Source organism: Acinetobacter sp. AG1 (assembly GCF_001005525.1).
In the GTDB taxonomy this organism is placed as follows: domain Bacteria; phylum Pseudomonadota; class Gammaproteobacteria; order Pseudomonadales; family Moraxellaceae; genus Acinetobacter; species Acinetobacter modestus.
The window spans coordinates 1-12,256 of sequence record NZ_LBMZ01000099.1 but is presented as its reverse complement, the minus strand read 5'-3'; the positions used below and the strand labels follow the sequence as shown (position 1 = coordinate 12,256).

The following is a 12,256-nucleotide window of genomic DNA, read 5'->3' as shown; positions in this document are numbered from 1 at the left end:
GACTCTAGCTATGTTCAACAGATTGTTGAAAGAGGTCTTTATAGCGACGGCATTGTTCCGCAGTTAAGGCAAAAATACCTGACCCACCTTTTTGGAATGTAAGCCAATGGAAATCAACAGTATTAAAGTTTTGACGCATCGCCCATTCTGAATTACCGACTTCGATGACGATTAAACCATCTTCTGTCAAATAGTCAGCAGCTTGCGCTAACATTTTACGAACCAAATCCAAACCATCTTGACCAGCAGCAAGTGCAAGTTCTGGCTCGTGTAAGAATTCTTCTGGTAAATCTGCCATATCCTCTGCGTCTACATATGGAGGATTACTTACGATTAAATCATATTGATTTTCAGCAGGAATTTTTGAGAATAAATCAGATTCAAGTAATGCAACTTGATATTGCTTATCATGGTGTTCGGCATTAATTGATGCAACTTCCAAAGCTTCTTTTGAAATATCTGTTGCATCGACTTCAGAATCTGGGAATGCATATGCCAAAGCGATTGCAATACAACCAGAACCCGTACACATGTCTAAAATACGTTGTGGCGTTTTCGGATTCGTGTTTTCTGGTAAATTATTCAATGCTTCGAGCATTTGACCATTTTCATTTAAACAATATGGTGCAAATCGTTGTTCGATCAATTCAGCAATTGGCGAACGCGGAATGAGTACACGCTCATCTACATAATAAGGTTTATTACAGAAATATGCTAAATTTAATAAATATGAGGTTGGAATGCGATCATTAATACGACGTTCTAATAAACTTAAAAATTCTGCTTTCTCAGTTGGTAGTAATTTTGCATCTAATATTTCTGCATCAGCTTTCCATTCTAGAGAAAGTGTTTGCAAAACAAGTGCAGAGCTTTCTGCAAAATAATCTTCAGTACCTTGACCTAAGTGTGCATCATATTGACGAAGTGCGGTTACACCAAAACGAATAAAATCTCGAATGGTTACTAAGTTTTCAGCCGCTTCTTGTAAATGTTCAGGGCTGATTGTAGGTCGCTCCACTTAGGCGTCTCCAAAAGTGCTAATTGCAAAAACGCTTTATTCTAACGGGATTAGCGTCTATTTAACAGAAAAAAAACCGCCTCTATACAGAAGCGGACATTATTTTGATATTTCAATATCTACGAGTCAGAGTCCTAATTTATCAGCCACATAATCAGCATCTTTATCACCACGACCAGATAAATTTACGACGATCTTAATATTTTTATCCATTTTAGGCGCTTCGCGTAATGCCCAAGCAACTGCATGAGAACTTTCTAAAGCAGGTACAATTCCCTCTACACGTGAAAGTGTCATAAATGCATCTAGACATTCTTGGTCAGTAGCAGTTTCATACTGAACACGACCAAGTTCTTTCAGATAACTATGTTGAGGTCCTACACCAGGATAATCCAACCCAGAAGCAATCGAATGTACAGGAAGTGGCTCACCATTTTCATCCTCAAGTACGTAACACGCCATCCCATGAATTTGACCGGGTTTGCCTAAAGTTAACGTTGCCGAATGCTTATCTGTATCTAAACCATGACCTGCGGGTTCAACACCCACTAATTTAACTTCTGGTGTATTTAAAAATGCGGTAAAAGCACCAATTGCATTTGATCCACCACCAACACAAGCCACAACATAGTCAGGATTTTTTCCGAAGCGTTCATTGGTTTGAACTTTAATTTCATTACCAATAATTGACTGGAAGTCACGTACCATTTTAGGAAATGGATGAGGACCAACCACAGAGCCAATCGCGTAAATATAGTTTTTAGGATCTTTTAAATATTCTTCAAAAGCGCTATCGACAGCATCTTTTAAAGTTGCTGTACCCTGAGTAACAGAAACCAATTTTGCACCAAGAATTTTCATCTTAACGACATTGGGATGTTCTTTTTCAATATCGACTTGCCCCATGTGAATTTCACAAGGGATACCAACCAATGCACAAGCTGTGGCTAAAGCGACACCATGTTGCCCTGCGCCCGTTTCGGCAATTACTTTGCTTTTGCCCATATATTTAGCGAGTAAAGCCTCACCTAAACAGTGGTTAATCTTATGCGCACCAGTATGGTTGAGGTCTTCACGTTTTAGATAAATCTGAGCGCCACCAAGTTGATCTGACAAGCGTTTTGCATGAAATAATGGGCTTGGTCGACCCACATAGTTTTTAAATAAGTCGTTCAGTTCATCTTGAAACTCAGGAGTATGACGAATTGCTTCGTAAGCCTGATTAATTTCATCCATTGCTTCTTTTAAATGAGGAGGAATAAATTGACCACCAAAATTACCAAAGAAACCTGCTTCATTCGGTAAAGCAACCCCATTAATTTGATGTTCCATGATTCCTCCTGTTTTTATAAAGTATTCATATGAATTTTTAACGTGACAAATAACGCGTCATATCTTCAATGCCTTTTAATGTCATTGGGTACATATGATTTTCAAAAATTTCTTTGATCCAGTTAATGGTCTGGGTGTAATGCCAGTAACCTTCCATTTCAGGGTTCAACCAAGCAGTTTTGTCAAAATGCTGACGTAAACGTCTAAGCCATACTTCGCCCGACTCATCATTCATGTATTCAACTGAACCACCTGCTGACTTGAGTTCGTATGGTGCCATACTGGCATCACCAACAACAATTACACGATAGTCGCGACCGTAAGTATGGAATAAATCCCATGTATTCATACGAGTTGAACTACGACGGTGGTTATCTTTCCAAACATAATCATAGAGACAATTATGGAAATAGAAATATTCTAAGGTTTTGAACTCCGACTTCGCCGCACTAAATAATTTTTCACACTCAGCGATATAGGCATCCATTGAACCACCAACATCGAACAGCATCAGTACTTTAATGCGGTTACGACGCTCAGGAACCAATTGCACATCCAAAATGCCCTGCTTTGCGGTTTCACGAATAGTCCCATCAACATCAAGCTCTTCAGCCGCGCCTTGACGCGCAAACTTACGTAATCGGCGTAATGCAATTTGCATCTGACGTGTTCCCAAAACTTGATCATCATCAAGATTTTGGTATTTACGCTGCTCCCATACTTTTACAGCTGAGCGTTTACGTCCTGGCCCACCGATACGAACGCCTTCAGGATGATCGCCAAAAGCACCAAAAGGCGAAGTTCCGCCAGTGCCAACCATTCGATTGCCACCCTGATGCTTTTTATGTTGTTCACGTAAACGTTCTTCCAACATTTTCATCAGTTCTTCCAGAGAACCTGCTTTTTGTAGCTCAGCACGTTGCTCTGGTGTCAGATGTTTTTCTAAGAGTTCAAGGTCAAACCAGTCTTTAGGTAACTTATGAACTTGTTTAAGTAACTCATCTAAATCAAAAGTTTCAATGCCATCAAAATAATCTTTCATGGCACGATCGAATTTATCAAAGAAACGTTCATCTTTGACTAAAACTGTTTTAGCCAACTGATAGAATTCTTCCTGATCTGCAAATACCAGACCTGATGCAACCGCTTGGTTGAGATCAATCAACTCACGAGTTGTAACAGGCACACCATATTTACGTAAGGTGTAAAACAATCGCACAAACATGTGATTACACTCTTAGCGGCGTGACATAAAAGCTAAACGTTCAAGTAATTGTACATCTTGTTCATTTTTAATTAGCGCGCCGTACAATGGTGGGATTGCTTTAGATTTATCATGATTGCGCAATACGTCTTCAGGCATATCATCTGCCATGAGTAAGCTTAACCAATCAATTAACTCTGATGTTGATGGTGGTTTTTTTAAATTCGTGACTTCACGTAATTTAAAGAATATTTGCAATGCTTCACTAACCAAAGTATTCGAAATATTTGGGAAATGCACTGCAATAATTTCACGCATCGTTGCTTCATCAGGAAATTCAATATAATGAAAGAAGCAGCGACGCAAGAATGCATCTGGTAATTCTTTTTCATTATTTGAAGTAATAATCACAATCGGGCGTTGTGTTGCGGTAATGGTTTCACCAGTCTCATAAACATAAAACGACATTTTGTCGAGTTCATGCAATAAGTCATTCGGAAATTCAATATCTGCTTTGTCAATTTCATCAATCAACAATACACAGCGTTCTTCACTCGTAAATGCTTCCCACAATTTACCCGGTTTAATATAGTTTTTAATGTCATAAACACGGTCATCACCTAACTGGCTATCACGCAAGCGAGAAACTGCGTCATATTCATACAAACCTTGCTGAGCTTTGGTGGTTGATTTGATATGCCAAGTAATTAGTTTTAGACCTAAACTTTCTGCAACTTGTTCCGCAAGTAATGTTTTACCTGTACCTGGCTCACCTTTCACCAATAATGGTTTTTGTAAAGCACGCGCGGCTTTTACCGCAAGTTTCAAGCTGTCAGTTGCAATATATTGATCTGTACCAGTGAAGTGTTGTGTATCAGCAGACATTTGAAAACCTTATTTTTCTTTAACTTTATGTGAATATCTAAACCGAACGTGCAAGTTTATTTGCACTGTATTTTGACCAGCAGAAGCCGATCAATAATCCTGTACCAATGACAAATAGAATCAAAGATAAATTTGACCAGATTAAAACATGCTCTTTTGTGAGCACACCAAAAATCAAACCAAAAATAGCAGGTGCTAATTCTGAATTGGGACCTTCAGAAATTGTTGGTGTAGCAAGGATTGCAAAAACGATAATCCAAAGAATTCCTCCTATTGGATTAGGCATACGTGACATCAAACGATACCAACACCATAATGCAATCATTGCACCTGTAACATACACAATAATCGCAACATTCTCTTCAGGGAATTGATCCAGTACCGATAGAATGTGAGACCACATTGCAGTTATAGTTTCAAGCACCACGCAAACCCTCTGGTTCTACCGCATTTGGATTAATAAGCCCTTCTGGCGGCATTTGAATAAAAAAGCCTTTGGTCTGTAATGAGTCTAAGACATGCAATACGTTGACACGTGCAAGTTTGCGCTCACTATGAAGTTCCAAATGCATTACAAAAGTAGCTTTTCCAAAAGCTTGTAAGACACTCTCAGGAACAGACTCAAATGGATTTTCTGATTCCTGATCTGCAGAATAATTTGGACGAGCAATATACATATACATTTCGTCTTTTTTGCTTGATCTATAAATATCGCAGTGCATGTTTACTCACAACTCTTATCAATCTTAGAGACTATTGGTTATTTATATTCCAACAGACTTTAAACAGCATACATGAAAAAAAAACTAGGTACATTAACGAATGTTAACGCAATACTTAGGCTTAAATAAAATATCATGTAGTGGACTGTTTTTTATAACAATAATTCCAGCCTTGCAAAATAAATGCGAAACAAAAACAAGGACTAAGAAATATTTTAGCAATTATGACAATTTATTCAATTCTAATACACCCATCTAGAATGTATGGGATGCTTTATTTGTGACTCTATAGTCTGTACTTAGTTCTAGGTTAAGTTTACTTATCCATAAACAACAAATATGTTTTTTGATTTTTTAACTTAATCAAGTGGTATTTATTAATATAAGTCAATAAAATAGATATTTATTCTCTGCGACGAGGTTAATTAGTTTATTTATCAGTATTTATAGCATATTGTTGAAAATATGGGTCCATATTCAACTCGCTTTAACAAGCGATTAAGCCTAAATAACAGCCATAAATCAATTATTTATCACTATATCTATTAGATAGAACTCAGTCTTATGCCTATTGAACATTTTCTGTGATTATATTTATTTAACAAATTTTTAAAATGTAGTATACTGGGGAAGCTATCGCTCCCATTGCAATACGGCGAGGTGTAGGATTGCAATGCGTAGATTTGGTTTTCCCATCGGCGTTACCATACTCAACGATAGCTCTTAATTAAAATTACTATTTTATTACGACGCTAAATCTAATTTTATTTATATATCAAATAATAATTTCATTTTCAAACTAACTCAGTAATCGAGTATTTCTTTAACTAAAAAATATTAGCATTACATTCTTACACCACCACACTTCCATGATATGAATATCCCCCTTTCATTATGGTTTCATTTGGGCAAATTACTCCTGTTTCTCCAAAATGAAACTAATCCAACTGATTAGATATAAGGGATTGTGCTAATAAAAATTATAGTCGTATTTCACAGCTGAACTATTTTACCTAGCTAACTTCATTTGGGCCGCCAAATACTCAATATCTTGTCGCAGTAATGCAACCAATGGCTTGGTCAAGATATCGTAGCGCCAACCTAACAAATAACTCGGCAATTCTTGCTCTTCTAAATGGAATACAACATATTCATAAATTGCATTCAGCCATTTCTTACGTAGTAAGACTTCTTTAGGAATGCCAGTTTCAAACACGACTCGATCGATTAAAGCATCGATTTGAGGCGCAACTTCTTTAGAATTATTCTTCACTGGTCTTGCCATTCTTAATGGCCACTCATCTTCAGGCGGTAAAAATTTTAATAAATCCAATATGGTTTTGCCATGTTCACGTACAACGTTTGGACGAATATCTTTAACTTGCGCAAGTTGGAAATTATTACGTGGATTTTTTTCCACTAAATCTAGCATTGTTGTATTTTTGAGGACAAAACTACGCGGTTGATTCATGGCTTTGGTAATTTGCTCACGCCAAATACTGAGCTGCTGTAATTGCATTAACTCACGACGTGAATGACGATAATTACCAATATCGGTATATAGTTCTGTCAATGGAGTTTCTATCGCAATTTCTTTCGTTAAATTCTGACAATCTTCCAAAACATATTGATAAAGCCCTTTACGCTGCAAATCATGTTTTAATGCATCAGCGAGCTTTGTTAAATATAAGACATCATTTGCGGCATAATTAATTTGCTCTTGACTTAAAGGGCGTGCCAACCAATCTGAGCGAGTTTGATCTTTATCAATATCAATATCAATATTTAGGCATGTTTTTAATGCATTTTGATAGCTTACCTGAAGCCCATGACCAAGAAATGCCATTGCGATCTGCGTATCAAATACATTTTTTAATGGTTTCTGATCTGCATAATGATAAATTAAATCAATATCTTCGCCACAAGCATGAAAGATATTCTGCTGAGCAGCAAAAACTTTCTGCCAAAACTGCTCTAAATCAAGTGCTGCTCCATCTAGTAAAGCAATTTGACCATTACAATTGATCTGGCATACCCCAAGTTTTGGATATAAGGTATCAACCTTAATGAACTCAGTATCAAGTGCGTAGGTAGAACATTGTTCCATTTGAGTGAGGAGAACAGCAAGGTCTTTTTGCTGTTGAATGAACTGAAACATATTTGCTCAAGTAAAATAATAAAAAACACTAGCAATACAACTGTAAAATTACAGTTTTTGCTGAAACGAAACTAAATTAAATCTACAAAGAATAATTTAATCACTATTCCACATGAAAAACATGAAATTACTCCTATTCCATTCATCAAAAACGAAAATCCTTTTCGTTTGCTTATAGTGCCATAAATTAAAACAAATATACCTAAAATAATGTTAGACAAAATGTAAAAGTGAATTATTTGTTTAAATTAATAGCATGAATTTACAATAAATATAAAACTATTTCATCTTCATACGATTGTGTACTGCTTGGCTTAATGTATGACTATCAACATACTCTAATTCGCCACCTTGTGGTACGCCTTGTGCGATCCTTGTCATGTGAATTGGCAAGTGTTTCGTTGCCTCAACTAAGTAATGTGCTGTCGCTTGACCTTCCACGGTAGCATTGGTTGCTAAAATCACTTCTTCAATCTGTCCTTGGCTTAATCGTTGAATCAAATATGGAATACCAATTTCTTCAGGACCTATTCCATCCAATGGAGACAAATGACCACCAAGTACATGATATTTGCCTCTAAAGCTTCCACTTTGTTCGATTGCCATGACATCAGCTGGAGATTCAACCACACAAAGCAATTGCTCATCTCTTTCTATAGACGCACAAATATCACAAATTTCATTTTCAGTTAATGAATGACAAATATGGCATTCGTGAATATGGCTCGAAGCCTCATGTAATGCATACGATAATGCAAAAGCACCTTCACGATTTTTCATCAACAAATGTAATGCCATCCGTTGTGCAGATTTTGGACCAACGCTTGGTAAAATACGCAATGCTTGAACTAGCTGTTCAAATCGTTCACTAAACACAGATCAACTCTATTATTTATAAAAAAGGTTCTCTAAGCCTCACAAAAAGACTTAGAGACTTTTGGCTTAGAATAAACCAGATAGACCCGGTGGTAAGCCCATACCTGAATTTGCACCTTGAAGTTTTTCTTCCGAAATAGCTTCGGCTTGACGTGCTGCATCATTCATCGCAGCAGCAATCAGATCTTCAATCATATCAGCTTCATCTTGTAATAAGTCTGGGCTAATTTCGATACGCTTAACGACATTGCGGCAAGTCATAGTTACTTTAACCAAACCACCGCCCGCTTCAGCATGAACTTCAGTATTAGCAAGCTCTTCTTTGGCTTTTTTAAGATTTGATTCCATATCTTTTTGCATGCGCTGAGCTTGCTGCATGAGCATATTAATGTTCATAAGTTTCTCTCGTTAAATTAAATCTAAACCGCGTGATAAGTCGCGAATAATATCATTAATATCTTCTAAACCAACAGAGACACGAATTAAGCCTTCTTCAATTCCTGCAGCCTGTTTAGCTTCAGCCGACATTCTACCATGTGAGGTCGTGGCTGGATGTGTAATTGTTGACTTAACATCGCCTAAATTACTGGTAATCGATAAGAAGCGCGTATTATCAATAACCGTCCACGCACCTTCACGTTCGCCTCTTACGACAAAAGATACAACACCGCCAAAACCTTTTTGCTGTTTTTTGGCTAATTCATGTCCAGGATGATCTGTTAAACCAGCGTAATACACTTTTTCAACCTTTTCATGTTGGTGTAACCACTCCGCAAGTATTTGTGCATTTTCACAATGCGCTTTCATACGAATACTCAGAGTTTCTAAACCTTTCAAGAAAATCCATGCATTAAATGGGCTCATTGAATTACCCAACGTACGGATTACACCATTAACTTCTTCAAGTAAATCGTTTTTGCCAACAACTGCACCACCTAATGCACGCCCTTGACCATCAATATATTTTGTTGCTGAATAAAGTACTAAATCAGCACCGAACTTGATAGGTTGTTGCAATACTGGTGTACAAAAACAGTTATCTACAGCAAATAATGCGCCATTGGCATGAGCAATATCTGCAATTGCTTGCATATCACCAACCTGTGCTAAAGGATTAGAGGGTGTTTCAATAAAGAGAATGCGTGTATTTGGACGAATCGCTTGTTTCCAGCCTTCAAGATCATCCAAATCGACAAAAGTCACTTCTACAGCAAATTTAGCAACATATTTTTCAAATAAAGCAATGATTGAACCGAATACTGCACGAGAACAAATCACATGATCGCCAGCTTTTAAATATGCCATACACATAGCATGTACAGCCGCCATACCAGAACTGGTCGCAACTGCACGCTCTGCGCCATCTAATATTGCTAAACGTTTTTCAAAGGCTTGCACTGTTGGATTGGTATAACGTGAGTATGTATTTCCTGCGATTTGCCCAGAAAATTTTGCGGCAGCATCTGCGGCGCTTTCGCAAACAAAAGAAGATGTTAAAAAGATAGGTTCACTATGTTCCCCTTCAAAGGTACGATCATGCCCTGTGCGAATAGCCAGTGTTTCAAGTTGGTATTCTAAATCATCGCTTGGATTCATCGTTTTGTATGCCTTATGATCAGGTGTTTAAATATGCCAACATTTTGAGCGCCTAATGTATTTAAGGTCAAGGCGTAAGATGAAATTATCGCTTAGACTTCGTGCAATCTTGACTCATGATGAGACTTTCAAAGATGAAATCACTTGTAGAACAGCAAAAAATAAATTTTAAACATCTGGCTATGCGTGTCTTCGATGCAGATAGGCTTGTATTATCACAATCGACACCTTATCAAGTGATTGCCGAATTTAAACAAACTCGTGTTCGTTTTTATGCTTCTGAAAACAAACGTTACAAAGAACCATTGGTATTTACAGCTCCTCTTGCCATCAACATGGATATTTATGATCTATATCCATACCGTTCTTTGATTAAACATTTTCAAGAAAGTGGTTTTGATGTTTATCTAATTGACTGGGGTAAGTTGACTTACAAGAACTACCAAGTGAATTTCTTATCTTTTATCGATAAATTTATTCCACGTTGTATTGAGGCGATTCAAAAGCATTCTAAATCTGAAAAAATCTCTTTGCATGGTTGGAGTATGGCTGGAATTTTTGTCACACTTTACACCGCTCGGCATAAGCCAAATGCGGTTAAAAATTTAATTGTTTTAGGTAGTCCGATTGATAGTTATGCATCGGGTTATATCGGGAAATTATATAAAACACTGGCATATATTACGACGCGTAACCCAACCATCAAAGATTATGTCTATAACCGTTTACCTAAATTGATGATTCATTCACCTGGTTTTTTAAACTCATTAGGTTTTAAATTGTTAGATCCTAAGGGCTGGATTGATGGCAATCTTCAATTGCTCAAAAATCTTGATAACCTCAAACTAGTGCAAGAAGACGCAACACTCAGCCATTTCCTAAATAATATGATTGATTACCCGGGGGGGATCAACCAAGACATGTTGTTTAATGTTTGGATGCAAAATCCATTAAAAAATGGTGCAATCACATTAAAGAATAAAACCATTGAGCTTAAAAACATTGAATGTTCATTGTTAGTTGGTGCAGGTAAAAGCGATCAACTTGTTACTTCTGAGGCAGCTTTTCCTTTAACACAGTTGACAAATAGTCAAGATGTCACGTTTACTTTGATACCTGGCGGGCACTTAGGTTTAATGTCTAGTCAAAACAGTTCAATTGAGTTCTGGCCAACACTGACAACTTGGTTATCAGAACGCTCAACTCCAATAAAAAGGTAAACTATGACTCAATCTGTTGCATTCATCGGTTTAGGTGCTATGGGCTATCGCATGGCTGCGCATTTACCCAAGTATTTCGAAAAAGTTTACGTTTGGAATCGTAACTTTGATAAAGCTAAGCAACATGCAACAGAATTTGGCACTTTAGCGGTTGAACTAGCTGAAGCTGTTCAAGCAGATGTTATCTTTTCTTGCTTGCCGACCAGTGATGACGTTGAAACATTAATTGATGGTGTAAACATTAAATCAGGTGCAATCTGGATCGATTGTACTAGTGGTGTTCCTGAGGCGGCGCGCCGTCTAGCAGAACAATTAAAAATACAAAATATCGATTTTCTCGATGCACCTGTTAGCGGACAAACCATTGGTGCAGAAAATGCAACACTTACGGTTATGGTTGGTGGAGATGTTCGTGCTTTTGAACGTGCTTATCCTGCGATGGCAGCAGTCGGAAAGCTCATTCAACACGTAGGTGAGTCGGGTGCAGGATTTGCCGTTAAAGCAATTAATAACATGTTACTGGCAGTCAATTTATGGTCGGTTGCAGAGGGATTTAGTACACTCAAAGCGCATGGTGTAAACCTAGATGCAGCTTTGAACTGTATTAATGCTTCTAGTGGCAAAAGCATGGTCACAGAAACTATATTTCCACAACGCGTTCTCAGCCGTGAATTCCCTGTAACTTTTGCATTGCCTTTGCTCGCAAAAGACACTGGTATTGCGTTGAATTTAGTGCATGAGGCAAAACTTCCAGCACCTATCCTCGCCTTAACCCAGAGTTTGATTCAAGCAGCAAACCTTACTGCAGAACCCAATAGCGACTTTTCTTCTGCTGTCAAAATGTATGAAAAATGGACCAAGATTACACTTAAATAATCAATAGCCGAAAATCTATGATTTTTAATAATTAAATCAAACGCTATTATTAATAGTATCTAAAATAAAATATAAATTAAAAATCACTTTATTTATAATAAAGTGATTTTTATTAATTTAAAAACAAATTTCCATCAAGATAATGGGATTATTTCGCCTTGAGCTGGAGCAGTATCAGAACCTTTACCAGCAGTACCTTTATCTGCTAAAAACCTAAATTCAGCTGTTCCCTTTTCAGTTGAAATTGTACCACCAATTGTATATAACTGTAGGTCTCCACTGACTGAATAATCATTATGACGATTATCAACTTTAAAATCTAATTCAACATGAGATTGGCTTTTTGCTATTTCAAACATCTTTTCGATA

General features: G+C 37.2%; 12 protein-coding genes and 1 pseudogene. 2 read left to right on the top strand and 11 right to left on the bottom strand.

All coding sequences use genetic code 11. The features are described 5' to 3' along the window. Positions 1-4: 4 nt before the first annotated feature. The 10 genes from prmB to AAV96_RS05255 form a co-directional block, all read right to left on the bottom strand. The gene (prmB, locus tag AAV96_RS05300; protein WP_004662116.1) at positions 5-1,018 is read right to left on the bottom strand and encodes a 50S ribosomal protein L3 N(5)-glutamine methyltransferase; all 1,014 of its coding nucleotides are present in this window, start codon (positions 1,016-1,018) and stop codon (positions 5-7) included. A 126-nt stretch (positions 1,019-1,144) separates the two neighbouring features. Then, positions 1,145-2,350, bottom strand: coding sequence for a tryptophan synthase subunit beta (gene trpB, locus AAV96_RS05295; protein ID WP_046738559.1), 1,206 nt, complete (start codon positions 2,348-2,350; stop codon positions 1,145-1,147). 37 nt (positions 2,351-2,387) lie between these two features. Next, positions 2,388-3,575, bottom strand: coding sequence for a vWA domain-containing protein (locus AAV96_RS05290; RefSeq protein ID WP_004662112.1), 1,188 nt, complete (start codon positions 3,573-3,575; stop codon positions 2,388-2,390). A 12-nt stretch (positions 3,576-3,587) separates the two neighbouring features. Next, positions 3,588-4,439, bottom strand: coding sequence for an AAA family ATPase (locus tag AAV96_RS05285; RefSeq protein ID WP_004662110.1), 852 nt, complete (start codon positions 4,437-4,439; stop codon positions 3,588-3,590). A 37-nt stretch (positions 4,440-4,476) separates the two neighbouring features. Then, positions 4,477-4,863: a hypothetical protein gene (locus AAV96_RS05280; RefSeq protein ID WP_034601375.1), complete on the bottom strand. Its 387-nt coding sequence runs from the start codon at positions 4,861-4,863 to the stop codon at positions 4,477-4,479. Further along, positions 4,856-5,161 (bottom strand): YcgL domain-containing protein, encoded by a 306-nt coding sequence (locus AAV96_RS05275; RefSeq protein ID WP_046738558.1) that lies wholly within the window; start codon positions 5,159-5,161, stop codon positions 4,856-4,858. Before AAV96_RS05275 ends, AAV96_RS05280 begins: the two co-directional genes overlap by 8 nt. Positions 5,162-6,170: 1,009 nt before the next feature. Then, positions 6,171-7,319 carry a ribonuclease D gene (locus AAV96_RS05270; RefSeq protein WP_046738557.1) on the bottom strand — a complete coding sequence of 383 codons (1,149 nt, stop codon included), beginning with the start codon at positions 7,317-7,319 and terminating at the stop codon, positions 6,171-6,173. A gap of 279 nt (positions 7,320-7,598) precedes the next feature. Beyond that, the gene (gene recR, locus AAV96_RS05265; protein ID WP_046738556.1) at positions 7,599-8,195 is read right to left on the bottom strand and encodes a recombination mediator RecR; all 597 of its coding nucleotides are present in this window, start codon (positions 8,193-8,195) and stop codon (positions 7,599-7,601) included. Between the two features lie 66 nt (positions 8,196-8,261). Then, positions 8,262-8,591 carry a YbaB/EbfC family nucleoid-associated protein gene (locus tag AAV96_RS05260; protein WP_004662103.1) on the bottom strand — a complete coding sequence of 110 codons (330 nt, stop codon included), beginning with the start codon at positions 8,589-8,591 and terminating at the stop codon, positions 8,262-8,264. Positions 8,592-8,603: 12 nt separating this feature from the next. Further along, positions 8,604-9,791 (bottom strand): O-succinylhomoserine sulfhydrylase, encoded by a 1,188-nt coding sequence (locus AAV96_RS05255; RefSeq protein WP_004662102.1) that lies wholly within the window; start codon positions 9,789-9,791, stop codon positions 8,604-8,606. Between the two features lie 134 nt (positions 9,792-9,925). Here AAV96_RS05255 and AAV96_RS05250 point away from each other — a divergent pair, with 134 nt between their 5' ends. After that, a complete protein-coding gene (locus AAV96_RS05250; RefSeq protein ID WP_046738555.1) occupies positions 9,926-11,011 on the top strand; it encodes an alpha/beta fold hydrolase in 1,086 nt (361 codons plus the stop codon). Between the two features lie 3 nt (positions 11,012-11,014). Then, the gene (locus tag AAV96_RS05245; protein WP_046738554.1) at positions 11,015-11,887 is read left to right on the top strand and encodes an NAD(P)-dependent oxidoreductase; all 873 of its coding nucleotides are present in this window, start codon (positions 11,015-11,017) and stop codon (positions 11,885-11,887) included. A gap of 134 nt (positions 11,888-12,021) precedes the next feature. Here AAV96_RS05245 and AAV96_RS18240 read toward each other — a convergent pair. Continuing rightward, positions 12,022-12,256: pseudogene (locus AAV96_RS18240) on the bottom strand (hypothetical protein); the annotation flags it as partial.